At 70.5% G+C, this 25,643-nt stretch carries 20 protein-coding genes; 7 read left to right on the top strand and 13 right to left on the bottom strand.

The window, feature by feature from the left end; all coding sequences use genetic code 11:
* Positions 1 to 18 precede the first annotated feature (18 nt).
* The 5 genes from E3T61_RS10155 to chvE all read right to left on the bottom strand — a co-directional run bounded on the left by E3T61_RS10155 (position 19) and on the right by chvE (position 6,542).
* Positions 19 to 1,032: a LacI family DNA-binding transcriptional regulator gene (locus tag E3T61_RS10155; RefSeq protein ID WP_134640745.1), complete on the bottom strand. Its 1,014-nt coding sequence runs from the start codon at positions 1,030 to 1,032 to the stop codon at positions 19 to 21.
* A gap of 250 nt (positions 1,033 to 1,282) precedes the next feature.
* Complete coding sequence (locus E3T61_RS10150; RefSeq protein ID WP_241992496.1) at positions 1,283 to 2,500, bottom strand: ROK family protein; 1,218 nt, start codon at positions 2,498 to 2,500, stop codon at positions 1,283 to 1,285.
* A 57-nt stretch (positions 2,501 to 2,557) separates the two neighbouring features.
* Positions 2,558 to 3,775, bottom strand: a complete 1,218-nt coding sequence (gene mmsB, locus E3T61_RS10145) for a multiple monosaccharide ABC transporter permease (RefSeq protein WP_134640744.1) — start codon at positions 3,773 to 3,775, stop codon at positions 2,558 to 2,560.
* A 5-nt stretch (positions 3,776 to 3,780) separates the two neighbouring features.
* A complete protein-coding gene (gene mmsA, locus E3T61_RS10140; protein WP_134640804.1) occupies positions 3,781 to 5,289 on the bottom strand; it encodes a multiple monosaccharide ABC transporter ATP-binding protein in 1,509 nt (502 codons plus the stop codon).
* 125 nt (positions 5,290 to 5,414) lie between these two features.
* A complete protein-coding gene (chvE, locus tag E3T61_RS10135) occupies positions 5,415 to 6,542 on the bottom strand; it encodes a multiple monosaccharide ABC transporter substrate-binding protein (RefSeq protein ID WP_134640743.1) in 1,128 nt (375 codons plus the stop codon).
* 478 nt (positions 6,543 to 7,020) lie between these two features.
* Here chvE and xylA point away from each other — a divergent pair, with 478 nt between their 5' ends.
* A complete protein-coding gene (gene xylA, locus E3T61_RS10130; protein WP_134640742.1) occupies positions 7,021 to 8,211 on the top strand; it encodes a xylose isomerase in 1,191 nt (396 codons plus the stop codon).
* 379 nt (positions 8,212 to 8,590) lie between these two features.
* Here the strand turns inward: xylA and E3T61_RS10125 are convergent, their stop codons facing one another.
* From E3T61_RS10125 to E3T61_RS10110, 4 genes are all read right to left on the bottom strand, one after another.
* Complete coding sequence (locus E3T61_RS10125) at positions 8,591 to 10,684, bottom strand: beta-galactosidase (protein WP_134640741.1); 2,094 nt, start codon at positions 10,682 to 10,684, stop codon at positions 8,591 to 8,593.
* A 52-nt stretch (positions 10,685 to 10,736) separates the two neighbouring features.
* The gene (locus tag E3T61_RS10120) at positions 10,737 to 11,792 is read right to left on the bottom strand and encodes a M24 family metallopeptidase (RefSeq protein ID WP_134640740.1); all 1,056 of its coding nucleotides are present in this window, start codon (positions 11,790 to 11,792) and stop codon (positions 10,737 to 10,739) included.
* 61 nt (positions 11,793 to 11,853) lie between these two features.
* Positions 11,854 to 13,074, bottom strand: coding sequence for a Gfo/Idh/MocA family protein (locus tag E3T61_RS10115; RefSeq protein ID WP_241992495.1), 1,221 nt, complete (start codon positions 13,072 to 13,074; stop codon positions 11,854 to 11,856).
* 71 nt (positions 13,075 to 13,145) lie between these two features.
* Positions 13,146 to 14,081, bottom strand: a complete 936-nt coding sequence (locus E3T61_RS10110; RefSeq protein ID WP_134640739.1) for a DUF6807 domain-containing protein — start codon at positions 14,079 to 14,081, stop codon at positions 13,146 to 13,148.
* 147 nt (positions 14,082 to 14,228) lie between these two features.
* On the opposite strand from E3T61_RS10110, the gene E3T61_RS10105 reads away from it, so the two are divergent.
* From E3T61_RS10105 to E3T61_RS10090, 4 genes are read left to right on the top strand one after another with little or no spacing between them, the layout of a single operon-like run.
* The gene (locus E3T61_RS10105) at positions 14,229 to 15,230 is read left to right on the top strand and encodes an NAD-dependent epimerase/dehydratase family protein (RefSeq protein WP_134640738.1); all 1,002 of its coding nucleotides are present in this window, start codon (positions 14,229 to 14,231) and stop codon (positions 15,228 to 15,230) included.
* Entirely contained in the window at positions 15,227 to 16,186 is a 960-nt protein-coding gene (locus E3T61_RS10100; RefSeq protein WP_134640737.1) for a 5-dehydro-4-deoxyglucarate dehydratase, read from the top strand. Before E3T61_RS10105 ends, E3T61_RS10100 begins: the two co-directional genes overlap by 4 nt.
* The gene (locus tag E3T61_RS10095; protein ID WP_420898478.1) at positions 16,183 to 17,331 is read left to right on the top strand and encodes a mandelate racemase/muconate lactonizing enzyme family protein; all 1,149 of its coding nucleotides are present in this window, start codon (positions 16,183 to 16,185) and stop codon (positions 17,329 to 17,331) included. Before E3T61_RS10100 ends, E3T61_RS10095 begins: the two co-directional genes overlap by 4 nt.
* Positions 17,328 to 18,806 carry an aldehyde dehydrogenase (NADP(+)) gene (locus E3T61_RS10090; RefSeq protein ID WP_134640736.1) on the top strand — a complete coding sequence of 493 codons (1,479 nt, stop codon included), beginning with the start codon at positions 17,328 to 17,330 and terminating at the stop codon, positions 18,804 to 18,806. The genes E3T61_RS10095 and E3T61_RS10090 overlap by 4 nt, the downstream gene beginning before the upstream one ends.
* Positions 18,807 to 18,868: 62 nt before the next feature.
* Here E3T61_RS10090 and E3T61_RS10085 read toward each other — a convergent pair whose 3' ends face one another.
* From E3T61_RS10085 to E3T61_RS10075, 3 genes are all read right to left on the bottom strand, one after another.
* The gene (locus E3T61_RS10085; RefSeq protein WP_134640735.1) at positions 18,869 to 19,807 is read right to left on the bottom strand and encodes an aldo/keto reductase; all 939 of its coding nucleotides are present in this window, start codon (positions 19,805 to 19,807) and stop codon (positions 18,869 to 18,871) included.
* A gap of 225 nt (positions 19,808 to 20,032) precedes the next feature.
* Positions 20,033 to 20,539, bottom strand: a complete 507-nt coding sequence (locus tag E3T61_RS10080; protein ID WP_134640734.1) for a MarR family winged helix-turn-helix transcriptional regulator — start codon at positions 20,537 to 20,539, stop codon at positions 20,033 to 20,035.
* A 184-nt stretch (positions 20,540 to 20,723) separates the two neighbouring features.
* Positions 20,724 to 22,001 (bottom strand): ice-binding family protein, encoded by a 1,278-nt coding sequence (locus E3T61_RS10075; protein WP_134640733.1) that lies wholly within the window; start codon positions 21,999 to 22,001, stop codon positions 20,724 to 20,726.
* Positions 22,002 to 22,266: 265 nt separating this feature from the next.
* Between E3T61_RS10075 and E3T61_RS10070 the strand changes: the two genes are divergently transcribed.
* Both E3T61_RS10070 and E3T61_RS10065 read left to right on the top strand, forming a co-directional pair.
* Positions 22,267 to 23,442 (top strand): L-talarate/galactarate dehydratase, encoded by a 1,176-nt coding sequence (locus E3T61_RS10070; RefSeq protein WP_134640732.1) that lies wholly within the window; start codon positions 22,267 to 22,269, stop codon positions 23,440 to 23,442.
* Positions 23,443 to 23,478: 36 nt separating this feature from the next.
* The gene (locus tag E3T61_RS10065) at positions 23,479 to 24,195 is read left to right on the top strand and encodes a FadR/GntR family transcriptional regulator (protein ID WP_241992494.1); all 717 of its coding nucleotides are present in this window, start codon (positions 23,479 to 23,481) and stop codon (positions 24,193 to 24,195) included.
* Positions 24,196 to 24,211: 16 nt separating this feature from the next.
* On the opposite strand, the gene E3T61_RS10060 is transcribed toward E3T61_RS10065, so the two are convergent.
* On the bottom strand, positions 24,212 to 25,573 hold the full coding sequence (locus E3T61_RS10060; RefSeq protein WP_134640731.1) for a Gfo/Idh/MocA family protein: 1,362 nt from the start codon (positions 25,571 to 25,573) through the stop codon (positions 24,212 to 24,214).
* Positions 25,574 to 25,643 lie beyond the last annotated feature (70 nt).

The raw sequence follows: 25,643 nt of genomic DNA, 5'->3' as shown, positions 1-25,643 counted from the left end.
TCCGTGGCGGGGGGGGTGCTAGGGGCGGGTGGGAGTGGACGTCGAACCGAGTTCGACATACGTCGGTTCAATGAACTCGACGTGCGGCAGGGCGTCGCCGGCGAACTGGGCCATGGTGAGCTCGATTGCGCGAGTGCAGGACTGGTCGGCAGGCAGGGGGATGACGTCGAGCGGCGGGGTGAGATGGTCGGTGGAGAAGCTGGAGCAGGCCGAGACGACGGACAGGTCGGTCGGCACGTTGATTCCCCGCTGGTTGAGCAGCTCGAGCACCATGGACTGCACGGGCTCATTGCTGTGCATGACCAGACCGGTCATGCCCGGCAGGGCACCGGTCAGATCGTCGAAGGCCGCGCGCACGCCGGCGGACTCCTCGGGTGCCGGGGTGAAGGCCACGGTGGCGCCCAGCCGGGCGGCCTCGGCCAGGAACGCGTCGCGGAACCGCGGCGGGAAGTTCGAGCCGCGTTCGTAGACCGCGGGCGCCTGGCCGATCAGGCCGATCTCGCGATGGCCGAGGTCGACAAGGCGGCGCACCGCCATGACGGCGGCGCGTTCGAAGTCGAGGTCGACGCAGGTGAGCCCGTCGGTGTCGTTGGGAATGCCGATCACCGTGGCGGGCAGGCCGAGTTCGCGTACCAGGTCGGTGCGCGGGTCGGCGGTGGACACGTCCAAGAGAACGATCCCGTCGACGAGGGAGCTTCGCACCACCCGGCGCAGGCCACTGGTGGCCTCATCCTGGGTGAGCAGGAGCACGTCGTAGTCGTACTTGCGGGCGGCCGTGACCACCGAGAGTACGAAGGTCATGTGCGCAGGGGCGTGGGTGCCGGCGTGCAGCGGGGCGCTCAGCGCGAGGATCTGGGTGCGCGCGCCCTTGAGCATCCGCGCCCCGGCATTGGCCCGGTAGTCGAGTTCGAGAACGGCCTCGTCGATGCGCTGCTTGGTGGATGCCGCGATCGAGCGCTTGCCGCTGAGGGCGTAGGACACCGTGCTGATGGACACTCCGGCGGCGCGTGCCACGTCGTGAATGTTGGCCATCAGGACTCCATCGTCTGTCGGAACTACGGCACCGGGAGCGGTTTCGCGGCCGGGCGGCAGCCGTTGTGCTAAACGTTTCGACTGCCTCGAAAGGGAGCCTACGACACACATCCTCAGTTACGCAAGCCATTTGTGGTGATTGCCGACAAATGCCAGATCAGCGAGTTGCCCACCTGCGGACGAGTTGCCCCGCTGCGCCGGGGCAACTGGTCCGGAACGGGGCAGGTCAGCGGGTCGGCGGGTCGGCGGGTCAGCGGGTGGCGGCGCGGCCGCGCACGAAGCCGGCCGGGTCGTCGAGCAGGCCGGCGAAGGCCAGCTCGGCGGCGCCCACCATCATCAGGTGCGAGCCGAGGCTGGCCCGCTCGATGGCCACGGTATGGCCGATGCTGCTCATCGAGCGCACGATCATCGCCGCGGTGAGCTGCTCGCGGCCCACCGAGAGCAGCGAGCCCAGGAACCCGCCGAGCACCACCATCTCGGGGTCGAACAGGTTCACGAAGTTGGAGATCGCCTCGGACAGGAGCTCGATCTGCCGGCGCACCTCGGCCAGCACGGCCGGGTCGCGGGAGACCCCCAGTGCGATGTCGAGGTCGTCCTGGTCGGCGCGCGGGAGCTTCAGCACCGCCAGCAGCCTGGCCATGCTGACCTCGGTCTCCAGGCAGCCGATCCTGCCGCAGTAGCAGCGCACGCCCGCACTGTTCACCAGGGTGTGACCGAGCTCCCCCGCGTAGCCGCTGGTGCCGCGGAGCGGTGTGCCGCCGATGATCAGGCCGCCGCCGATGCCGCTGGCACTGCCGTTGAGGTAGACCAGGTCGTCGATGCCGCGGGCGGCTCCGAACTTGCTCTCGGCGATCGCACCGAGGCTGGCGTCGTTGCCGGCGAAGACCGGGTAGTCCAGCACCCGGGCGAGGTCCCTGGCCAGGTTGGCGTCGCGCCAGCCCAGGTGCGGGGCGATCAGCACCCGGCCGTCCTCGGAATTCACCAGTGCCGGCACCGCCACGCCCACCCCGGCGATGCTGTAACTCTGGTCGATCTCGCCGCGCATGCCGTCGACGATGGCCTTGACCGCGTTGATGGCCTCGGCCACCGTGGGCACCCGGGTGGTGTCGAAGCGGATGCGCCGGATCACCTCGCCGCCCAAGCCCACCAGCCCGACCGTGACGGCGTCCACATCGGGGTTCACCGCGATCGCGGCCAGCCCCGGGTTCGGCACCACCTGGGGGCTGGGCCGGCCCACCCGGCCCACCACGCTCTCCGGTTCCACCTCGAACGCCATGCCCAGGTCCACGAGCTCGGCCACCAGGGCCGCGATCGTGGACCGGTTCAGCCCGGTGCGCTTGGTGAGCTCGGCCCTGGAGCTGCCGCCGGCGTGGTGCAGCATCGTCATGACCATCGACAGGTTGTACCGCCGGAGTTGGTCATTGCTGGTGCCGCCCCGAACGCCCAGGGTGGGTGGCGCTTGGCTCACGGGTGGGTCACGGTCCTCTCGGGTGCGGTGCCCGACAGGTCGTCGGGTGGCGTCGTTCTATCGTCCCCCAGCGCGCCGCTTGTTGAAGATATCAAACGCCACGGCCAGCAGCAGCACCAGTCCCTTGATGGTCATCTGCCAGGCGGCATCCACCGAGAGAATGGACAGGCCCATGTTGAGCACGCCCATCACGAGGCCACCCACCACGGCGCCGACGACCGTGCCCACACCGCCCTGCACCGCGGCGCCGCCGATGAAGACGGCAGCGATGGCGTCGAGCTCGTAGTTCTGGCCCGCCGAGGCGACGGCGCCGCCGGCCCTGGCCGTGGAGACCACACCGGCCAGGCCCGCGAGCACACCCATGTTCACGAAGATGTAGAAGTTGACCCACTTGGTCTTCACACCGCTCATCACGGCGGCGAAGAGGTTGCCACCCATGGCGTACACGTGGCGGCCGAACACCGTGCGGTTGAGCACGAAGTTGTAGATCAGGATGAGCGCGGCGAGCACGATCAGGATGATCGGGGTGCCGCTGTAGTCACTGAGCAGCCAGGCGAACCAGATGATCGCGATGGCGGCGATGCCGTTCTTGGTCCACATCGACGCGGCGGGTTCCCGCGGCAGGTCGAGCCTGGCCAGGGTGGCGCGGTTGCGCAGCTGGAACACGATCAAGGCGACGGCGGTGAGGATGCCGAGCGCCAGGGTGAGCACGTCGCGCCCGCCCAGTTCACCCAGGTACGACGGCAGCCAGCCGGCACCGATCGCGGTGAATTCCGCCGGCAGCCCGCTGATGGTGCCACCGGTGAGCAGCACAAGGGTGAGCCCGCGGAAGATGAGCATGCCGGCCAGGGTGACGATGAACGCCGGGATGCCGACGAACGCCACCCAGTAGCCCTGCCAGGCGCCGACGGCGGCACCGACCAGCAGCGACACGATGACCGCGCCCCACCAGGGCAGGCCCCAGTTGTTCATGCTGATCGCGGCGACCGCGCCCACCATGGCCACGACCGAGCCGACCGACAGGTCGATGTGGCCGGCGATGATCACGATGACCATGCCGATCGCGAGGATCAGTACGTAGGCGTTCTGCTGGATGAGGTTGTTCACATTGCCGGGCAGCAGTAGGCGCCCGTCGGTGAGGATCTGGAACAGGATGACGATCACGGCCAGGGCGGCCACGATGCCGTACTGGCGGAGGTTGATCGAGAGCTTGGGGATGCGGCGCCTCACGGGGGGTTCGGTGGGCGCTTTGCTCGCTGGCGTGGTGGTGGTCATCGCGCTCAGTCCTTTCCTGCGGTCATGTAGTGCATGAGGGTTTCCTGGGAGGCGTCGGCCTTGGCGACCTCGCCGGTGAGTTTTCCTTCCGAGATCGCGTAGATGCGATCGCAGATGCCGATCAGTTCGGGCAGCTCGGAGGAGATCACGATGACCGCCTTGCCCTGCGCCGCGAGTTCGTTGATGATGCCGTAGATCTCGTACTTGGCGCCCACGTCGATGCCGCGGGTGGGCTCGTCGAGGATCAGCACGTCGGGGCCGGAGAAGATCCACTTCGACAGCACCACCTTCTGCTGGTTTCCGCCGGAGAGCTTGCCGGTGATCGATCCGACCGACGGCGCCTTGATGTTCATCTTCTGGCGGTACGAGTCGGCGACCTTGTATTCGCGGTGCCGGTCGATCACGCCGTACTTGGCGAGCTTGGCCAGGGCCGCGGCCGACACGTTCACGGTGATGTCGCCGATGAGGTTGAGGCCGTAGCGCTTGCGGTCCTCGGTGGCGTAGGCGAAGCCGTGCTCGATGGCCTCCCCCACCGTGCGCATCTGGATCTCCTTGCCGTCCTTGTAGACCTGGCCGGAGATATTGGTGCCGTAGGAGTGGCCGAACAGGCTCATCGCCAGTTCGGTGCGCCCGGCGCCCATGAGGCCGGCGAAACCGACGATCTCGCCGGCGTTGACGGTGAAGGATGCGCCGTCGACGACCTTGCGGGCCACGTCGACCGGGTGGTGCACGGTCCAGTTCTCCACCCGCAGCACCTCGGCACCGATGGCGGGTTCCCGCGGCGGGAACAGGTTGTTCAGGTCGCGGCCGACCATGGCGCGGATGATGTGGGCCTCCGTCGCATCCGGACCGTTCATGTCGATGGTCTCGATGGTCTTGCCGTCGCGGATCACCGTGACGGTGTCGGCGATGCGTTTGATCTCCTTGAGCTTGTGGGAAATGATGATGCAGGTGATGCCCTGCGTGCGCAGGTGATCGATCAGGCCCAGCAGGTGGGCGGAATCTTCGTCGTTGAGCGCCGCGGTGGGCTCGTCCAGGATGAGCAGCTTGACCCGCTTGGAGAGCGCCTTGGCGATCTCCACGAGTTGCTGCTTGCCCACGCCGAGCTCGAGGATCTTGGTGGCCGGGTTCTCGTCCAGGCCCACCCGGGCCAGCAGCAGGGCGGCCTCGCGATTGGTCTTGTTCCAGTCGATCACCCCGCGGGTGGCGTTCTCGTTGCCGAGGAAGATGTTCTCGGCGATCGACAGGTACGGGCTCAGCGCCAGTTCCTGGTGAATGATGACGATGCCGTCGTGCTCGCTGTCGTTGATCGACTTGTAGGCCACCTCGTGGTCCTCGAACTCGATGCTCCCGTCGAAGCTGCCGACCGGGTACACCCCGCTGAGGACCTTCATCAGCGTGGACTTTCCCGCGCCGTTCTCCCCGCAGATGCCGTGCACCTGCCCCCTCGTGACCTCGAGGGACACACCGTCGAGGGCCTTCACCCCATTGAAGTCCTTCACGATGTTGTTCATCCTGAGGATGATCGAATGCTCCACTGCGCTCTCCTGTTTTGCTGATGGGCCGGGCACCCGGTTGCCCGGGTGCCCGTCGAGGAGGCCGGCCCGCTCACCCGAGCAGGCCGGCCAGGGTCGGCTGGTTAGAGGCCGACATCCGATGCCTTGATGAAGCCGGAGTCGATGAGCTTGGTCTGCACATCGTCCTTGACGACGACCTCGGGGTCGAGCAGGAACGACGGCACGACCTTCTCTCCGTTGTCGTAGGTCTCGGTGTCGTTGACGGTGACCTCGTCGCCGGCCACGATCTCCTGGATCATGTCGAAGACCTGCTTGCCGAGCGTGCGGGTGTCCTTCCACACGGTCATGGACTGCTCACCGTCGAGGATCGCCTTGACGTTGGCCTTGTCGGCGTCCTGTCCGGTGATGACCGGGTAGTCGGCGCCCGGGGCGTATCCGGCGGACTTCAGCGAGGCCTCGATGCCGATGGCCAGGCTGTCGTTCGGGGAGAGCACCACGTCGACCTTGTCGCCGCCGGTGTAGAACGACGACAGGCGGTTGTCCATCTCGGACTGTGCCTTGTCGCTGGCCCAGCCCTGGATGCCGATCGAGGCCCAGTCGTCGTTCGAGGCGGGCGACTGGCCACTCGGAACGACGAGGACGCCGCTCTCGACGTAGGGCAGCAGAACATCCCAGGCGCCGGAGAAGAAGAACTTGGCGTTGTTGTCGTCGGGGCTGCCGGCGAACGGTTCGATCGAGATCGGCCCGGTCGCGTTGGCCAGGTCGAGTTCGGTCTCGATGAACTCGCCCTGCAGCTGGCCCACCTTGTAGTTGTCGAAGGTGGCGTAGTAGTCGACATCCGGGGTGCCGTTGATCAGGCGGTCGTAGGCGATGACGGTGGCATCCTGCTTCTTGGCCTCGGCGAGCACCGGTGCGAGCACCTTGCCGTCGACGGCGGCCACGACGAGGATCTTCGATCCGCCGGCGACCTGGTTCTGGATCTGGCTGATCTGCTGGTCGGTCTTGTTGTCTGCGTACTGCAGGTCGACCGTGCAGCCGGCGTCTTCGAGCAGCTTCTTGAGCTGGTCGCCGTCGTTGATCCAGCGTTCGAGTGACCGGGTGGGCATGGAGATACCGACGTTGCAGTCGGCACCGGAGGCCGCGGCCCCGTCGGAGCTGCCCGACGTGGATCCGCTGCTGGCGCAGGATGCGAGCGTCAGCGCGAAGACGCCGGCCGCCGCGAGGGCGAGAATTTTCTTAGGTGTGGACATTGTTGGAGCTTTCCTCTCTGAGAGCTGCCAGTCACCGCAGTCCCCGATGACCGGGTGGACTGCCAGAGGAGGAAATCCTGTCGCCCGCTCCCCCGACCTTGGGAAAGCGCGTGTCAGGGTTACCTCCTTGTAACGGGACATCGCTGTGATGGACCCACCGCCAAAAGCGGCCTTTTGTTGACGGACAGAACTTATCTCAGGGTCCAGCGTTTTCACAAGGGCGAAATCCGAAATGCCCGCGTTTGGGGGGTTGGAACGGCGGGAAACCAGCGTTCGCGTGGTATTTGTGGGGAGAATCGTCGAAATGATTCGATGAGGCTTTTGTCGCTCGGGTCGACAGAAGGCTCGATCGGTGGAATATGTTGTGGCCGGGCATTTTTTACTGACGTAGACGACGAACTGTACGAACCGGCCCGGCACGTGTAATATGTTGGTAATTGCAACAAATCGCCAATGAAGCTGAATCGGAGCACCGAACATGTCCCTCACCCCCACCCCCGCCGACAAGTTCTCGTTCGGCCTGTGGACCATCGGCTACAACGGGGCTGACCCGTTCGGCGGACCGACCCGCCCCCAGCTCGACACCGTCGAAGCCGTCACCCGCCTGGCCGAGCTCGGTGCCTACGGCCTGACCTTCCACGACGACGACCTCTTCGCCTTCGGCTCCACGGATGCCGCCCGCCAGAAAGAGATCGACCGTCTCAAGCAGGTCCTCGCCGACACCGGCGTGATCGTTCCGATGATCACCACCAACCTCTTCAGCGCTCCCGTCTTCAAGGACGGCGGCTTCACCTCGAACGACCGTGCCGTGCGCCGGTTCGCCCTGCGCAAGGTTCTGCGCAACCTCGACCTCGCCGCCGAGCTCGGCGCCAAGACCTTCGTGATGTGGGGCGGCCGCGAGGGCGCAGAGTACGACGCGGCCAAGGACATCCGTTCGGCCCTCGACCGCTACCGCGAGGCCGTCAACCTGCTCGGTGACTACGTCACCGACAAGGGTTACGACATCCGCTTCGCCATCGAGCCCAAGCCCAACGAACCCCGCGGTGACATCCTGCTGCCCACGGTCGGCCACGCCATGGCGTTCATCACCACCCTCGAGCGCCCCGAACTCGTCGGCGTGAACCCCGAGGTCGGCCACGAGCAGATGGCCGGGCTGAACTTCACGGCCGGCATCGCCCAGGCGCTCTACCAGGGCAAGCTGTTCCACATCGACCTCAACGGTCAGCGCGGCATCAAGTACGACCAGGACCTGGTCTTCGGCCACGGCGACCTGCAGAACGCGTTCTCGCTGGTGGACCTGCTCGAGAACGGCGGCCCGAACGGCGGCCCGTCCTACGACGGCCCGCGCCACTTCGACTACAAGCCGAGCCGCACCGAGGACATCACGGGCGTCTGGGACTCCGCGGCCGCGAACATGCGCACCTACCTGCTGCTCAAGGAGCGCGCCGCGGCCTTCCGCGCCGACCCCGAGGTGCAGGAGCAGCTCGCTGCCTCGCGCGTTCCGGAACTGTCGGTGCCGACCCTCGCCGCCGGCGAGAGCTACGACGACTTCCTCGCCGACACCAGCGCCTACGAGGACTTCGCCCCCGAGGAGTACTTCGGCGGCAAGGGCTTCGGCTTCGTGCGTCTGCAGCAGCTGGCCCTCGAGCACCTGCTCGGCGCCCGCTAACCCGCGACAGCCTTCGACCCGCACCTCTCGCTCCATCCGCCCCGGCCAGGTCCTCCTGGCCGGGGCTTTTGCGTGCCCCTGCTGGGCGCACTCGGAGGTGCGCGGGGGTGCGCGGGGCACACGCCGCTGCGCGGGGTACGCGCCATCCGGACCAGAGTGGAGACGGCCGCGCAAGGAGGCTCGCGGAGGTACGCGGGTGCCGCGCCGCCACGCGGGTGGCGCGCCACAGGCATAGCGGCGCCTGACCCGCCCGCCGGGGCTACGCGGGGTACGCGCCGTTGCGCGGGGCACACGCCGCTGCGCGGGGTACGCGCCGCAAAGCGCGGGCATACCCGCGACCGGGGCCAGGCGCCAGCGGGAGCGGAGCCCCCAGCGCCGGTCAGGCGGTGCGCACCAGGCTGTAGGCGAAGGGGGCGAGCGACACCGTGCCGACCGGATGCCCGTCGGCGACGGCGGTGCCGGGCAGGGCCACCTCGACGGCGTCGGGTCCGTGGTTGATGACGGTCAGCACGTCGCCGCGGCGGATGGCCTCCACGGTGTCGGGCAGGCCGGCCAGGACCGGGTCGACACCCGCGCCGGCGAGCAGGTAGCGCACGATGGCGGCGGTGCCGGCCGCATCCGGGATGGTGGCCAGGTAGTAGGCCAGCCCGGCCTCGACGGCATTCACCGTGAACGCGGGCAGGCCGAGGGTGCGGCCGGCCGTGTAGGAGCTCAGGACTGTGGCGGCACCGCCGGTGACACCGTGGCCGCTGGTGTCGGATGCCGTGGAAGACCCGACGTCGGAGGCAGTGTCGGACTCACTGCCCCGACCGCCCGGCGCACCGCCGAGGCTGTTCCCGCCCACCCAGAGCTCCTCGGCGAGCAAGGTGCCGGTCAGCGGCCCTCCCCCGCCGGGCGCCTCGAACGGAGCCTGCTGCTGGCCGGGCTCGGCCGAGCCGGGCGGCATCAGCGCGCCGAACTCTTCGACCCGCACACCGAGCAGCGCGCTCAGTTGGGTGAGAAAGCCCCCGTCGCGGAACCGGTCGCACTCGTCGACAACGTCGCTGAACGCGGTGACCAGCAGGTGCCCGCCCGCCCGCACGAACGCGGTCAGGTTCGCCGCCGCATCCGCCCGCAGCAGGTAGAGCTGCGGGGCGATCACCAGCGCGTAACCGGCCAGGTCACCGGATGCCGGCACCAGGTCCACCTGCACGTGCTGCCGGTGCAGCGCGGCATACCAGCGCTGCACGAGCTCGAGGTAGTCCAGCACCACGGGGTGGTCGGGGTTCTCGAGCGCCCACCAGTTCTCCCAGTCGAAGACGATCGCCACCCGGGCGTCGCGGGCGCCCGCGGGCAGGGCCGGCAGTGCGGCCAGCTCGGCGCCGAGGCCCACGATCTCGCGCCAGGTGCGGGTGCCGGTGCCGGCGTGCGGCAGCATCGCGGAGTGGAACTTCTCGGCGCCGGCCCGGGACTGACGCCACTGGAAGAACAGCACCGCGTCGGCGCCGCGCGCCACGGCCTGCATGCTCAGCGCGGCCATCTGACCGGGTGCCTTGGGCGCGTTTGAGCGGCGCCAGTTCAGCGCGTTACTGGACTGCTCCATCAACAGCCACGGCACGTCGGGCTTGAGCGAGCGCATCAGGTCGCGCTGGAACGCCGCCGCCCGGAAACTCTCCGGGTCGTTCGGGTCGGGGTAGCAGTCGTCCGAGATGACGTCCACCTCGGCCGCCCACGCCCAGTAGTCCGCCGGCTTGAACGCGCCCATGAAGTTGGTCGTCACCGGCTGGGTCGCCCCGGCCGCGCGGATGATCGCCTTCTCGGCGCGGTAGCACTCGAGCAGCATGTCGGAGGAGAACCGGCGGAAGTCCAGCAGCTGGGCCGGGTTGTGGCTGTACGGGGCCTTCCGCGGCGGGAAGACCTCGGCGAACGTGCCGTACGCCTGCGCCCAGAACATGGTTCCCCAGGCGTCGTTGAGCGCCCCGATCGTGCCGTACCGGTCGGCGAGCCAGCGGCGGAACGCGTCACGGGCGGCATCCGAGTAATCCTGGTGCAGGTGGCAGCCGTATTCGTTGTTGACGTGCCAGAGCACGACCGCCGGATGCGCGGCGTAGCGTGCGGCGAGCCGGGTCACCAGCGCGGCGGCGAGGCGGCGGTACTGCGGCGACGACGGCGCGTAGTGCTGGCGGCTGCCCGGCCAGTACACCGCCCCGGTCTCGTCCTGGGCGAGCAGCTCGGGGTAGGCCAGCGACGCCCAGGGCGGTGGCGAGGCGGTGGCCGTGGCCAGGTCCACCGCGATGCCGCCCGCGTGCAGCAGGTCGATCACCCGGTCGAGCCAGTCGAAGTCGAAGACGTCTTCGGCGGGCTGGATGCGCGCCCACGCGAACACGCCCAGGCTCACCATCGTGACGCCCGCCTCGCGCATCCGGGCGATGTCGTCCGGCCAGGTCTCCTCCGGCCACTGCTCGGGGTTGTAGTCGCCGCCGAAGTGGATCATTGTTGTGCCTTTCTGAGAGTGGAGCGGTCGAAACCAGCCGTCTGGGCCGAGGTTAGCGCTGCAGTTCGGCGGGACGCGGCACGCCGTGCACAAGCGTCGTCGGCCAGCTCGGGTCGACGGTGAGCACCTCGAGGGGATCGTCGCCGGCACCGACCAGAACGGTGTCCTCCACCTTCGCGCCGGGCGCGCTCGGGTTCCAGGCGAATGCCTGGCCGGCCTGCACCCGGTCGGGCAGGCCGGCAACGGCCCGCGGGTCGCGGCCGTTGTAGCCGGCCGGACCACCCTGGTGGTGCCGGCGCCATTCTTCGGGGTCGAAGCCGTGTGCGCCGTAGGCCGCGCTGCCGCGGGCCAGCACCGCCGACACCTCGGCGCCCGGCCGGGTGGCCGCGAAAAACGCGGCCTCGACCTCGAGAATACGAGCGGTCGCATCCGTCTCGGCGCCGTCGGTCCGGCTGAAGCGCACCCAGCGGGTGAGGTTGACGATCAGGCCGTGCCGGCGGGCGCAGACCACGACCATGGCCCGGTCGCCCAGCGCCGCACCGGTGGGCAGCGGATGCCGGTGGGCGAGCCGGGCTCGGCCGGCGGCCAGGAGCACCACCGGGTCGATTCCCCGCTCGAGCAGGCGCGCGCCGACCGCCGCGGTGACCGCTCGTTCGCTCCGGGCGGGATCCGCGGCGGCGAGCACCTCGGTGAGCACGGCAGCCGTCTCGCGGCCGAGGGCTCGGTAGCGGCCGAGTTCGGCGGGCAGCAACCGGGCGCGGGCTGCCCGCAGCTCGGCGGCGACGTCGGCCTCGGTGAGGACACCGGCGGCATCGGCCCAGGCCGAGGGCAGCGGCGTCTGCCAGTCGACCTCGTGCACGCGGATACCGGCGGGGAGCTCCTCGGCCTCCAGCCGGGCCCGCTCGGAGCCCGTCGTGATCACGGTGTCGCCGTCGGCACCGACCAGCACCGCCAGCACCGGGTCGCCGGCCAGGCTGACGTGGGTGCGGGCGCCGTCGAGGTACCAGGACACGGCGGCGTGGCTGGTGAGCGCCAGGCGGTCGGCCGACCGCGTCGCCAGGATGCCGAGTACCCGCTCCCGCTTGATGGCGAGGTCGGCCCCGCTCATGTGTGGCCGCCCACGCATCCGCCCCCGCACCATCGGGACCCCCGACAGCGGTAGGTGGTGGTCACGCGGACACCGGGTGGGGTGCGTCGGGGACGACCACGGCGGCGGTGCCGGGAGTGCCGGCCGGCACAGGCGTGGTCCGCGCCCAGGGCGCCCCGAGCTCCGCGAAGGTCTTGTGCTCGGCGCCGGCCCGGGCGATCCAGGTGCCGACGTCCTGTACAACGGGGTGGGCATCCGGGCCGTCGCCGACCCAGTCGACGTAGGCAGCGGGGATCGGCACGGGGTCGGATGCCCGGCGCACCGCGTCGAGCACCAGTGTGAACCCCTCGGTGTCGGCGAAGTCGGCGAGCAGCCCGGCGGATGCCCCGCTTCGCAGCATCAGCAGGTCGTCCAGCAGCGGCCGACGGCCGTGGCTGGTGGTGACCGGGTCGGGCGAGCCGTCCTGGAACACCTGCACGAGGTCGAGCGTGTAGAACACCACGATCCGCCCGCTGCTGCCCTGCACGGTGATGAAGGGTTCGCTCCGCTGGGGCGCGCAGACGGTGAGGCCCAGGGTGATAGGCAGGCCGGCCACCGTGCGCACCCGCACCACCGAGGTGTCGTCGCAGGCGATGTCGTTGGCCCGGTACTGGTCCAGGTCGATGCTGGCGATCTGGTCGGCCCGCTGGGCGCCGGCCAGGCACAGGGCCGTGGCCACGGCGTGCGCGAGCGGGTTGGTGACCACGCCGTCCACAACCTCGATGCCGTTCAGCACCCGCTTGCCCGCCCACGCGGCGCGGGTCCAATAGCTGCGGGTGCGCAGCCACGCTCCGCTGGCGGACACCCCGGTCACGGTGCCGATGGCACCGGCGGCGATCCGGTCGCGCACGACGCCGATGGTTTCGGAGCCGAGACTCTGAAAGCCCACCTGGCAGCGCCGGCCGGTGGCCTCGATCACGGCGGCGAGGGCCGCGAAGTCGGCGACCGAGGTCACCGGCGGCTTCTCCAGGAGAACGTCGACGCCGGCCTCCATCGCCAGTTTGGTCAGGGCGAAGTGGGTGTGGATGGGCGTGCACAGCACGACGACGTCCACGGTGACGGCGTCGAGGAGTTCGGGCAGGGAGGCGAAGTGACGCACCTCGGCGCCGAGCTCGCCGTCGCCGGCCGGCCGGGGATCGGCGACGGCCACGAGCAGAGCGTCGCCGCGGCGCACGAGCTCCTGCGCGTGCCGCACGTGGCTGGAGCCGTGGCCGTGGATTCCGACGATCGCCAGCCGGGTGAGGCCCGCGGCCGCTCCGGTCACAGCTGCGCCGGACGGGCCTGGGCCGCTCGCGCCCGCCCCGGACCCGCCTGCGCCCCTCATGCCTGCGCCGCTCATGCCTGACCCGCCAAGTCCGTTGCCAGGTCCGCGGCCCGCAGGATGCCCTCGGCATCGGCCGCGTCGGCGACCCACCGGTCCAGCACCACCCCCACCAGGCTCGTGCTGAGGCTGTCGCCGGGCTCGACGGTCACGGCCGATTCCGCGGCGAGCATCGGTCCGGCGCCGGTGTACTCGGTGGCCCGCACGAACCACGGCCGTGCCAGGCTCGCCGGCTGGGTGAGCAGCAGCCCCACCCGCCGGGCACCGTCGAGCTGGTTCAGCGCCAGCCAGGGGGAGGCCGAGCCATGTGCGACGGCCTCACCGGGGCCGCCGGCGCTGAGCACCGCGGTGTCCGGCCGGTTCGGCAGCCGCCAAAAGATGCCGCCGTACCCCGCGCCGGGTCGGCCGTTGACGGCCGGCGAGGCGATCCGCACGGCGCCGTATGATGCGGTCAGCACACTGGTCCAGCCGAGCACCCACCCGGTGCCGTCTGGCAGCGGGCTGGCCCGGATCGTGCGGGTTTCGCTCAGTTGCGCCTCGCCGTTGCTGTCGCGCCAGAGCAGCGACTCCTCGATGGACTGCCCGGTCGGCAGCGTCCTGCTGGTGCGCCCGAGGGACTCCTGGCTGCCGTGGTTGGCGAGCATGGTCGACCCGGTGCCCGCCACGAAAGTGCGGCCTCCCCAGTGCGACGTGCCGTCGACATCCGCCACCGCCATCGACACGCCGTAGTGGTGCGGGTGGTCGGCGGGGGCCACCTCGGTGAGCCCCACGCCGGCGAGCGAGCGGAGCGGATGCAGGTACGGCCGGGGCGAGTGATCCACGGGTAGGTCGGCGCCCAGACTGTAGTCGGCCAGCCGGATGCCACCGATCGCGAGGCCGTCAGAATCGGCGCTGGACGCGGCGGGCACGGCGGCGGCGAGCGTCCTGGTCCCATCGGAGTGAGAGGTCATGAGAGTCCCGTCGTCGTCGTTGTCGGCACCCCAAGGCTAGGGGAAAACGGTTCCCCGTGCTAGCCGCAATGTGTTCGAGCACTGGTAATTCAGGCCGGGCCAACCTAGGCTAACTGCAGGCAAACGTTTTCCCAATGGAGGGTGAGCATGAGAATTATCGTGACCGGCGGCTCAGGCCGCCTCGGCCAAAGTGTCGTACGGGGGTTGGGCGAGCTCGGCCACGAGGTGCTCAGTATCGACCGGATCGAGGTTGACGGGCTCCCCGCCCGGCAGCTGACCATCGACCTGCTCGACCACTCGGCCACGACAGCGCTGATGGCCGCCGAACGGCCGGATGCGGTCGTGCACCTGGCCGCGATCGCGGTACCGTTCAGCGCCCCGGAGGCCACGATCCTGGCCACGAACTCCGCGCTCACGTTCAACGTGCTCGATGCGGCGAGCGCGGCCGGCGCCGGCCGGGTGCTCGCGGCATCCAGCCCCACCGTGATCGGCTACGGCTCCCCCACCACCTGGGAGCCGCGCTACCTGCCGCTGGACGAGGCGCATCCGGTGCGGCCCTGGAATGCCTACGCCCTGTCCAAACTCGGTATCGAGAACACCGCCGCCATGTTCGCCAGGCAGCGCGGCGAGAGCACAGTGTTCGGCAGCTTCCGGCCGTGTTTTGTGATCTCGCCCGAGGAATGGGACGGAGCGATCACCCAGCAGGGCCACACCGTCGTCGAACGGCTGAACGATCCGGCGCTGGCCGCGGTCTCACTGTTCAACTACCTGGATGCCAGGGACGCGGCCGCCTTCGTGGCCTGCTGGCTCGAGAACGCGCACCTGGCCGACAACGGCGAGGTCTTCTTCGTCGGCGCCGCCGACGCGCTGGCCACCCGCCCGGTCGCGGAGCTGCTGCCCGACTACCTGCCCGGCTGTGATGCCTGCGGGCTCACCGGCACGCTGCCCGCGTTCAGTTCGGCACACGCCGAACGGGTGCTCGGCTGGCGGCCCACCCGGTCCTGGCGCACCGAACTCTCCCCGAGCCAGGCCGCCCTGCTGCACTCGCCCGGCACCGCCGCGCCAACTGCCGCGCCGGACGTCGGCGCACCCCACTCCTCCACAGCAGCATCCGCCGCATCCGTTTCGACCGAAGTGAGAGCATCATGACCACCGCCCCCGCCTTCACCGGCATCCTGTTCTTCCCGGTCACGCCGTTCACCCCCGGCGACGAGGTCGACCTGGGCCTGCTGCGCCGGCACGTCGCCACCGGCCTCGAGCAGGGTGCCGGTGGCATCTTCCCGGCCTGCGGCACCGGCGAACTGCACGCGCTCAGCGCCGACGAGTCCACCGCGGTGGTGCGCGAGACCGTGACCGTCGTCTCCGGCGCCGTGCCCGTGATCGCCGGCACCGGCGGCAGCCTCGGCAACGCCCGCGCCCAGGCCCGAGCCGCGGCTGATGCCGGCGCGGACGGCCTCCTGGTGCTGCCGCCCTATCTGGTCGGCGGCCCGGTCGCCGGCCTGGTCGACTACGTGGAGCAGGTCGCTGCGGCGAGTCCGCTGCCGGTGATCGTCTACCACCGCGGCAACGCCCAGTTCACCGCGGCGGCCATGCGCACCCTGGCGCAGAACCCGAAGGTGATCGGGTTCAAGGACGGCACCGGCGACATCGGCCTGGCCCAGGAGATCGTGCTCGCCGTCACGGCCGAGCGTGACGACTTCCTCTTCTTCAACGGCCTGCTCACCGCCGAACTCAGCCAGGGCGCCTACCGGGGCCTGGGCATCCCGCTCTACTCCTCCGCCGCGTTCGCGATGGCCCCGGCCGTGGCGCGCGGCTACTACGACGCCTACATCGCCGGAGACGAGGCGGTGCGGCTGCGCTACCTGCGCGAGTTCTACCAGCCGCTGGTGCGGCTGCGCGACGAGACGCCCGGCTTCGGCGTGTCGCTGATCAAGGCCGGGCTGCGGCTCGGCGGTCTGCCGGTCGGTTCGGTGCGTGCACCGCTCGTCGATCCCAGCCCCGAGCAGACCGGGCGGCTCGCCGACATCCTGGCGGCCGGCCACCGGCTCGTCGCCGAGCTCGGCTCGGAACCCGCCTCGAACGTGAGCGCGGAGCTCGCCCGGTGACCGACCCGGCCACCGACCCCGCTACCGGCCCGGTGATCGTGCGACTGAGCACCCGCCTGCTCACCGCCCCGATGCCGCGCCCGTGGGTGCCGTCGGCGCCGCAACTGCACGTCATCGTCGTCGACGTCGAGGACTCCGACGGCGCCACCGGCACCGGCTTCTCCTGGACGCCCACGATCGGCGCGAGCACCGTGCGCGCGCTGCTCGACGACGACATCCGCTCGTTCGCGCTCGGTCGCCCGGCGGATGCCCGCACCCTGTGGCCGCTGCTCTGGGCGCACCTGCACGAGGCGGGCGGCGGCGGCATCACGACCATCGCCCTGGCCGGCCTCGACACCGCGCTCTGGGACCTGGCCGGCCAGCGCGCCGGCCTGTCGCTTTCCCGCCTGCTCGGCCGGCGCCGCGACAGCGTGGCCGCCTACGGCAGCGGCGTCAACCTGCACTATCCGATCGACGAGCTCGTCGCCCAGGCCGAACGGTGGGTGGCCACCGGCTACACGGCCGTCAAGATCAAGGTGGGCAAGCCCGACGCGCGGGAAGACGCCGACCGGGTCGCCGCCGTTCGTGCGGTCATCGGCCCGGACCGGCTGCTGATGCTCGACGCCAACCAGCGCTGGGACCTGCCCACCGCGATCACCCGCATCCGGGCGCTGACCGGGTTCGACCCGCACTGGATCGAGGAGCCGCTGCGCTCCGACGACACCGCGGGCTACCGGGCCCTGCGTGCCGCTGTCGACGTGCCGATCGCGCTAGGCGAGAACGTGCACACCATCCACCGGTTCCGCGACCTGCTGGATGCCGGTGCGGCGGACATCCTGCAACCCAACGTGGTGCGGGTGGGCGGCATCACCCCGTTCCTCGAGATCGCCGAACTCATCGAGGCCTCCGATGCCAGGCTGGCCCCGCACCTGCTGATGGAACTGAGCGGACAGCTCGCCCTCACCCTCGCCGCCGAGACCGCGGTCGAGGACGTCGAGGACGCGGACTTCGCCAGCCTGGGCCTCATCACCGGCAGCGGCCCGCTCGAGCAGGCCGGCGCCGTGCTGCGGATGCGGGACACCCCCGGACTCGGCCTCGATTTCGTGCAGTCCTTGCCGTCCACCACAGACCTTTCCCGACCGTCCATCCGACTGGAGAACGCATGAGCACCACGACGACAGCACCCACCACCACGACCGTGCCCGACCTGACCGCCCTCACCACGGCGGCCGCGCGGGCCGCGCGCATCCTGGCCCGCAGCAGCGCCGAGACCCGGGCCGGCTGGCTCGAAGCCATCGCCGACAGCCTCGATGCGCACCGCGACGAGCTGGTGGCGATCGCCGACACCGAGACCCATCTGGGTGTGCCCCGGCTCACCGGCGAGGTCGGCCGCACCACCGGCCAGCTGCGCCTGTTCGCCCGGGTGCTGCGCGACGGCGGCTACCTCGAGGCCACCATCGACCACGCCAACCCCGCCAGCACCCCGCCGGCGCCCGACCTCCGCCGCCTGCTGGTGCCGCTGGGCCCGGTCGCGGTGTTCAGCGCGTCGAACTTCCCGTTTGCCTTCTCCGTCGCCGGCGGCGACACCGCCTCGGCCCTCGCGGTGGGTTGCCCGGTGATCGTCAAGGCGCACTCCGGCCACATCCGGCTGTCGCACCGCACCGCCGAGCTCGTCACAGCGGCGCTGCGCGAGGCGGGCGCGCCCGACGGCAGCTTCGCGCTGATCGAGGGGCGCCAGGCGGGCATCGCCCTGGTGCAGGATCCCCGCATCACCGCCGTGAGCTTCACCGGCTCGGTCGCCGGCGGCCGCGCGCTCTTCGACCTGGCCTCCGCCCGCCCCGAGCCGATCCCGTTCTACGGCGAGCTGGGCAGCATCAACCCCGTCGTGATCACGGCGGCCGCGGCTGCCGCGCGCGGCGGCGACCTCGCCACCGGCCTGGCCGGCTCGTTCACCCTCGGCGCCGGCCAGTTCTGCACCAAGCCGGGCGTGGTCTTCGTCCCCGCCGGGGCCGGCTTCGAGGCCGCCCTGGTCACGGCGGTGGGCGACCGCGCACCGCAGTCGATGCTCACCGACCGCATCACGGACGCGTTCAGGGCCGGCATCAGCACCCTGGGCGAGCACACCGGCGTCGAGGTGCTGCTCTCCCCCGACACCGGCACCGGCACGGATGCCCCGGCGGGCGCCCGCCCCGCGGTGATCGCCACCACCGCCGCGGCCGTGATCGCCGACCCGCGCACCCTGCTCGAGGAGGTCTTCGGACCCACCACCCTGCTGGTGCGCTACGCCGGTGCCGCCGAACTCGACGAGGCGCTGCGGCTGCTGCCCGGCAGCCTCACCGCCACCCTGCACGCCGTGCCCGGCGACGACACCGAGCTGATCGTGGAGCGCCTGGCGCACCGGGCGGGGCGGGTGCTCTTCGCCGGCTGGCCCACCGGTGTGGCCGTCAACTGGGCGCAGCAGCACGGCGGCCCCTGGCCGGCCACGACCACCCCGCACACCTCGGTCGGTGCCACGGCCGTGCGCCGGTTCCTGCGCCCGCTCGCGTTCCAGGACGCCCCGGAGTCGAGCCTGCCCGCGGCGCTGCACGACGCCAACCCGCTGGGCATCCCCCGCCGGGTGGACGGCGTGCTGGAGCTGTAGCGACGCCTCGGGCTCGGGCTCGGGCACGCGGTGTTGCCCGGCTGGGTGGCCCCAGCGGTGTTTCAGCCGGCGTCGATGCCGGTTCCGGCCGGCGGCTGGATGCTCTCGAGTTCGGCCCACACCGCATCCGGCACCTCGAGGGTGGCGTGCGCGACCGCCTCGTCGAAGCGCTCGCGGGTGCGCACGCCCACCACGGTGGTGTCGACGAGCGGATGCCGCAGGCTGAATTGCAGGGCCAGCGCGGCCAGCGGGATGCCGGCCTCGGCCGCGATGCGGGTGGCCGCGTCGACGGCGGCCTGGGTCGCCGGCCGGATCGGGCCGTACGCGTAGCTGCCCGCGAACCGGGGGTCGCCGGTGAGGATCCCCGCGCCGAACGGGGCGGCGTTCTGCACGATCATGTTCCGGTCCCGCGCCGCCTGGTAGAGGCTCGTCGCCGAACGGTCAGCGAGAGTGAACCGGTTGTGGTTGATCACGGCGTCGAAGATGCCGGTCTCCACGAAGCGCCGCATCATCGCCACCGGGCCGCCGGAAATGCCGATCGCGCGGGTCACGCCGCGGTCCCGCATGGCCACGAGGGCGTCCACGGCGCCGCCCTGCTCCATCACGCTGTCGAAGCCGACGTTCTCCGGATCGTGCAGGAACAACACGTCCACCGAATCCAGGCCGAGCCGGTCGAGCGACTGCCGCAACGAGCGCTCCATCTGCGCCGCGGAGAAGTCGTTGCGCTCCAGGTCCCGGTCGAGCTTGGTCTGCACGACCAGTCCGGGGCCGACGGTGCCGGCCAGTGCCCGGCCGATGACCTCCTCGGAGTGCGAATCGCCGTAGATGTTGGAGGTGTCGATGACATTCGTGGCGAGTCGGCCGGCCGCCCAGGATGCGGCAAGGGCGTCGGTGGCTTCGTTCTCGGCGGCGCTCCGGGGTGACCAGCCCGAGGTGCCGAGGGTGAGCGGGGACAGGGGAAGGGCCAGCGCGCCGACGGGCCGGGGATCAAGGGAGACCATGGGACGAGGCTATTGCCTCCCCCGGCATCCGGCTAGCGGGGGTACGCACCGCCACCCGATGGTGTCAGCCCGGTCCGGCTGGCACAGCTGGCACGTGCCCCGCGTAGCGGCGCCTAGCCCGCATAGCCCGGCGGGCGGGGTAGGCGCCGCTACGCCGGTGGCGCGCCACGCGCCTAACGGCGCCTAGCCCGCACAACGCCCAAGAAGTGCCGGATGGCCCTGGCGCTAAACCTCGGGGTGCCCGCTGCGGTCGAGGGAGGAGGTCACGGCGGTGAGCAGCACGACGACACGCTTGGATTCCCGAGTGGACAGCCCCGACACCAGCAGGCTGAGGTCGGACTGGCTGTCGTCGAGGGAATGCCTGACCGTGGTGGTCGCCTCCTCGGTGAGGTGCAGCAGCTTTCCGCGGCCGTCACGGGGGTTGGCCGTGCGGGTGAGGTAGCCGCGCGCGATCAGGTGGCCGAGAATCACGGATGTCGCGCCGCTGGTCACGCCCAGGCTGCGGGAGATATCGAGGGCCCTGGCGTCCAGACCGAGGGTGGCCAGCCGCGAGATCACCAGCATCGCGCCGAGTTCGTTGGCGCCCAGCTGCAGACGGTCCCGCAACCTGGACTGGTAGAGCGCCTCGGCGTTCTGCAGCAAGTAGAACGCGTCGACGACACCGTTGTTCACGGGCAGGACACCCGGGGGCGAGATGCCGTCTGCTTCGACCGAGGGTTGCGCGGGGCTCATGAGGACCTTTCGAGTGGGTCCGCGAGCATCCGCTATAAACGGTGAACATCCGCAGGGTACTCATAGAAGCACACCGGGGGGCGATCCGTTGCATACCGAAGCGGCATTGTGTCGGCCGGAGTCGGTCGGGCGCCGGCGTGTGGGCCGCCCGCGTCGGCGGGGGCCCACATCACGACCGGGTCGGTTACTCGTTTCCGGGGCGCTGGCGGCGGCGGCGGATGCCCACAACGGTGACCAGCGCGGCGCCGGCGAGGAGCACCAGGGAGCCGAACACGATGATCGGGGTGGCGTCGGTCCCGGTCTCGGCCAGCATGGTTCCGGGGCCGGATCCGGCGCCGGTGCCGCCGCCGCCGCCCGGTTGCCGGACGGCCGGCGTGGTCGGCGCCGGCGTGCTGGGGGTCGGCGTGGCTGTCGGCGTCTGGCTCGGAGTCACCACAACGGCCGGCGCCGTGGTCACGGTGTAGCTGACCGTCGCATCCGGCACGGTGCCGTTGCTGGCCGTGACACCGAAGGTGCTGGAGCCGGGGGTGAGGGGGGTGCCGGAGATCGTGCCGGAGGTGGCGTCCAGGGTGAGCCCGGCGGGCAGGGTGCCGGAGCTGACCGCGTAGCCCGGCGACGGGGTGCCCGTGGCGGTGACGGTGTGGGAGTACGGGGTGCCGGCCGTGGGGTTGGCGGGCGCCGTTGAGGTGATGGTCGGGGCGACGGTCACGACCGGCTCGGCCGGCGGCGTGCAGCCCGTGGGGGCGGTGATCGTGTTGGTGTCCAGGGTCACCGCGGCGTTGCTGGCTAGGAGCCGGCCGACGATGGTGGCGCTCGTGGTTGCGGTGATCGACTGATCCGCCAGGACGGTGCCCTGGAACTGGGCCGCGGTGCCGATGGTCGCTGAGCTGCCGACCTGCCAGAACACGTTGCACGCGCTGGCACCGCCGGTGATGGTGATCCGGGTGGCCGACCCGATGGTGAGGGTGGATGCGGCCTGGAAGACCCAGACCGAATTGGCGCTGCCGGCGAGGGTGAGGGCGCCGTTGTCGGAGAGCGCGAGCGCCCCGCCGGTGTACACGCCGGGGGTCAGGGAGAGGCCGCTGAGCTCGCTGATCCCGGTGGTGGTGGGCGTCAGCGATGCGGCGACGTTGTAGGCGGTGGTGGTGTCGCTCTGCGCCTGGGTCGCGGCGGCGTCGGTGGCGTGCACGGTTCCGTTGACGACTCCGCTCGGTGCGCCGCCGAACCCGGTGATCGACGTGCCGGGGTACAACCCGAGATCGCCGTTGACGATGGTGGGACCGGTGTTCGTGACGGTGCTGGCGCCGAGGACGCCGTAGGTGGCCGCGGTGCCGAGGTTGACCGGGCCGTCGAGCACCGTCGCGGCCGACGCCGCCGACAGCGTTCCGAGCGTGAGGGTGCTGGCGAGCCCGAGGGCGGCAAGCGCCATGATCGTTGAACGGCGAGTAGCGGTACTGACCATGCGAGGCCCCTGCCTGAGAGCGAGAGGCACAGATTGGAACGTGTACAACGCCCCCGCGACCCCCGGTACCTCACGCTACCCCAGATGGGGGGTATTTCACCTCAACTAGCTCATAAATTAAACGACATTGGGGCACACGCGGGTCTGCCGCTGGCGCCTCGGTGCAGCCGGGCGTCATCCCAAACGATGCTGGCCAACTTGTACGACAAGTTTCACACTTATGCGATAAGCTGGAGGCACCGGCCCTCCAACGAAGGATGTTCCCATGTCGCTCGGCACCAGTTCCCCCGACCCCCTCGCGGCCCTGTCCGGGGGTGCGGCCACCTCCGATCGCATCCGCCAGGTGACGTTGTCGACGCTGACGCTGCCGCTGGCCACCCCGATCAGCGACGCCAAGGTGCTCACCGGCCGGCAGAAGCCGATGACCGAGATCGTGTTCCTGTTCGCCGAGGTCCGCACCGACGACGGGCACCACGGCATCGGCTTCAGCTACTCCAAACGGGCCGGCGGGCCGGCGCAGTACGCGCACGCCAAGGAGATCGCGGGCAACCTGATCGGCGAGGATCCCAGCGACATCGGCCGGATCTACCAGAAGCTGCTCTGGGCCGGAGCCTCGGTGGGCCGCAGCGGCGTCGCCACTCAGGCCATCGCCGCGATCGACATCGCCCTCTACGACCTCAAGGCCAAGCGCGCCGAGTTGCCGCTGGCCAAGCTGCTCGGCGCCTACCGCGACTCGGTGCGCACCTACAACACCTCGGGCGGCTTCCTGCAGGCGCCGATCGAGGAGGTCAAGGAGCGCGCGACGCTGTCGCTGGCCGATGGCATCGGCGGCATCAAGATCAAGGTCGGCCACCCCGATTCCCGGGTGGACCTTGCCCGCGTCGCCGCCGTGCGCGAGCACCTCGGACCGGATGTGCCGCTGATGGTGGACGCGAACCAGCAGTGGGACCGGCCGACGGCCATGCGGATGGGCCGGATCCTCGAGCAGTACGGCCTGGTCTGGATCGAAGAGCCGCTGGACGCCTACGACGCCGAGGGCCACGCCCAGCTGGCCGCGGCACTGGACACGTCCATCGCCACCGGCGAGATGCTCTCCAGCGTTGCCGAACACGTCAGCCTGATCGAGCACCGTTCGGTCGACATCATCCAGCCCGACGCTCCGCGCATCGGCGGCATCACCCCGTTCCTCCGCCTGGCCCATCTGGCCGACCAGGCCGGCCTGCAGCTCGCGCCGCACTTCGCCATGGAGATCCACGTGCACCTGGCGGCCGCCTACCCGCGGGAACCCTGGGTGGAGCACTTCGAATGGCTGAACCCGCTCTTCAACGAACGGCTCGAAACCGAGGGCGGGCGGATGCTGGTGCCCGCCAGGCCCGGCCTCGGCTTCACCTTGAGCGAGCAGGCGTTGGCCTGGGTCTCTGAGAGCATTGAATTCAGCTGAGCGTTCAGCTCCACACCCGCCAACCAAAGGACACCCGTGACCTCCCTCGAAGACCCGATCGACCGGGACGGTTCGGCGAGCCTGAGCCACGGTGTCGCCGACCGGCTCACGGCCCTGATCGTGGCCGGCACGGTGCGCCCCGGCGACAAGCTGCCGGCCGAGAGCGCCCTGATGGAGCGGTACGGCGTCAGCCGCACGGTCATCCGCGAGGCCGTCTCTCGCCTGCAGGTCGCCGGCCTGGTCGAGACCTACCGCGGCAAGGGTTCGTTCGTGTTGACCCGGCCCGCGCAGTCACCGTTCGTCGCCGATCCCGGTGAGCTGCGCACGACGGATGACGTGGTGGCCCTGATCGATTTCCGGCTGGGCATCGAGGTGGAGGCGGCCGCACTGGCCGCCCAGCGCCGCACTCCGACCCAGCTGCGCCGGCTCGACGAGGCGCTGGGGCATTTCTCGGCCGGGGCCGGCAAACCCAGCATCGCCATCGAGGCGGACTACACCCTGCACCTGCGCATCGCGGAAGCGGCGAACAACCGCTACTTCGTCGACCTGCTGCGCTCGCTCGGGCCCACCATGATCGCCATGCCGCACACCCGCCTGGCCGCTGCCGACGAGACCGCCCAGGCGGTGCACTTCGCCCGGGTGGCGCAGGAGCACAGTGACATCGTCGCGGCCATCCGCCGCCGCGACGCTCTGGGTGCCGCCGCGGCCACCCGTACCCACCTGGCAAACTCCCGGGCGCGCCTTCGCCCCTGAGCAGCCCTCCAGTCGGTCAGGCTCCGGCGGTGGCCTTGGTCACCGGCATGCCCAGGTTGAGGTCGCGGATGCGCACCGGCGCATCCGTCGCCAGTGACCGGTTGCCGGCAATGCCCACCGACACCGCGCGCACCCCGCCCTGGAAGTCGGCCGGCCGGTCGAGCTCGTCCTCGGTGGTGCGGGCGAAGATGTCGGCCAGCATCTGGTCGTCGCCGCCGCCGTGCCCGCCGCTGCCGTTCTCGATCGGCACCTCCACGGCTCGCTGCCAATGCCGCTGAACGATCAGCCGGTCGCCGGACGGACGCACCCCATCGTTGGTGTTGCCGTCGGGCTGGGCGCTCGGGTCGAGAATGACGCTGCCGTCCTCGCCGACCAGGGTGGCGCCGCGCTCGACCACGTCGAGTTCGGCGCGGCCCTGGGTGCCGTTCACCACCACCCGGTAGCCCTCCCAGGGGCTGTGGGCGTTCAGGGAGTAGCTCATGGTGGCGCCGGAGTCATAGTCCACCAGCACGGCCAGGTTGTCTTCGATGGTGATGCCCGGGTCGAAGACGTCGCGGTCACGCAGGTAGCCGTCGAGGTGTTCGGCGTCCAGGTACAGCGCTTTCAACCGCGCATCCAGGCCCAGGTCCAGCGCGAACGGGTCCGTGCGCCCATGGCCGGTGCCGCGCTCCGGCCGGTCGGTGAGGCCGCGGTCTGCGGCGTTGTCGGCACCGTAGAAACGCAGCGCCCCACTGGCGAACACCCGCACGGGTGCGGCGGCGATCCACCAGTTGACCAGGTCGAAATGGTGGCTGGCCTTGTGGATGAGCAGCCCGCCGGAGTTCTCCTTGTTGCGGTGCCAGCGGCGGAAATAGTCGGCGCCGTGCACGGTGTCCAGCGCCCACTCGAAGTGCACGCTCGTGACCGCGCCGATCTGGCCGGAGGCGATCACCCGTTTCAGGGCACTGTTGCGCGGGCTGTAGCGGTAGTTGAACGTGGTCAGCACATTCTTGCCACTGGCCTCGATCGCCGCTCTGATCTGCTGCACACCGGCTGCGTCGATGGTCAGCGGTTTCTCGACCACCACGTCGGCGCCGGCGGTGAGGGCCCTGGCCACGAGGTCGGCGTGGGTGTAGTCGGGGGTGGTCACGATGATCCGGTCGATCCGTTCGGCCCGGATCATCTCCTCGAGGGTGTCGGCCGGGTATCGGGCCGGCACCGGATGCCCCGCGGCGGCGAGCTCCCGTTCGTAGTAGTCGATCCGCACTGCGTTCGAGTCCGCCCAGGCCACCAGCTCGGCCGTGCCGGCGTGCGGCCCCACCAGGGCGTCGACGTACATCTTCGCCCGGTTGCCGAGTCCGATAATTCCGTAGCGTTCGCGGGGGGTGCTGTCAGTCATTCGGGGGCTCCTGTGGTCAACAGACGTGGTCGGTACGGATCAGCGGTGAGGCCGAGCGCGGAGGGCCCGC

Origin of the sequence: Cryobacterium lactosi, from assembly GCF_004403945.1 — a bacterium.
In the GTDB taxonomy this organism is placed as follows: Bacteria; Actinomycetota; Actinomycetes; order Actinomycetales; family Microbacteriaceae; genus Cryobacterium; species Cryobacterium lactosi.
The sequence above is the reverse complement of the archived record's forward strand: the minus strand, read 5'-3'. Positions and strand labels throughout refer to the sequence as shown.

What these genes read in the sequence shown, in the direction of transcription:
- mmsB (WP_134640744.1), bottom strand. Translation starts at nt 3,775, where the DNA reads ATGACCACCACCACGCCAGCGAGCAAAGCGCCCACCGAACCCCCCGTG.
- mmsA (WP_134640804.1), bottom strand. Translation starts at nt 5,289, where the DNA reads ATGAACAACATCGTGAAGGACTTCAATGGGGTGAAGGCCCTCGACGGT.
- E3T61_RS10090 (WP_134640736.1), top strand. Translation starts at nt 17,328, where the DNA reads ATGAGCACCACGACGACAGCACCCACCACCACGACCGTGCCCGACCTG.
- E3T61_RS10080 (WP_134640734.1), bottom strand. Translation starts at nt 20,539, where the DNA reads ATGAGCCCCGCGCAACCCTCGGTCGAAGCAGACGGCATCTCGCCCCCG.
- E3T61_RS10075 (WP_134640733.1), bottom strand. Translation starts at nt 22,001, where the DNA reads ATGGTCAGTACCGCTACTCGCCGTTCAACGATCATGGCGCTTGCCGCC.
- E3T61_RS10155 (WP_134640745.1), bottom strand. Translation starts at nt 1,032, where the DNA reads ATGGCCAACATTCACGACGTGGCACGCGCCGCCGGAGTGTCCATCAGC.
- E3T61_RS10060 (WP_134640731.1), bottom strand. Translation starts at nt 25,573, where the DNA reads ATGACTGACAGCACCCCCCGCGAACGCTACGGAATTATCGGACTCGGC.
- E3T61_RS10105 (WP_134640738.1), top strand. Translation starts at nt 14,229, where the DNA reads ATGAGAATTATCGTGACCGGCGGCTCAGGCCGCCTCGGCCAAAGTGTC.
- E3T61_RS10125 (WP_134640741.1), bottom strand. Translation starts at nt 10,684, where the DNA reads ATGATCCACTTCGGCGGCGACTACAACCCCGAGCAGTGGCCGGAGGAG.
- E3T61_RS10100 (WP_134640737.1), top strand. Translation starts at nt 15,227, where the DNA reads ATGACCACCGCCCCCGCCTTCACCGGCATCCTGTTCTTCCCGGTCACG.
- E3T61_RS10120 (WP_134640740.1), bottom strand. Translation starts at nt 11,792, where the DNA reads ATGAGCGGGGCCGACCTCGCCATCAAGCGGGAGCGGGTACTCGGCATC.
- E3T61_RS10070 (WP_134640732.1), top strand. Translation starts at nt 22,267, where the DNA reads ATGTCGCTCGGCACCAGTTCCCCCGACCCCCTCGCGGCCCTGTCCGGG.
- xylA (WP_134640742.1), top strand. Translation starts at nt 7,021, where the DNA reads ATGTCCCTCACCCCCACCCCCGCCGACAAGTTCTCGTTCGGCCTGTGG.
- E3T61_RS10110 (WP_134640739.1), bottom strand. Translation starts at nt 14,081, where the DNA reads ATGACCTCTCACTCCGATGGGACCAGGACGCTCGCCGCCGCCGTGCCC.
- chvE (WP_134640743.1), bottom strand. Translation starts at nt 6,542, where the DNA reads ATGTCCACACCTAAGAAAATTCTCGCCCTCGCGGCGGCCGGCGTCTTC.
- E3T61_RS10085 (WP_134640735.1), bottom strand. Translation starts at nt 19,807, where the DNA reads ATGGTCTCCCTTGATCCCCGGCCCGTCGGCGCGCTGGCCCTTCCCCTG.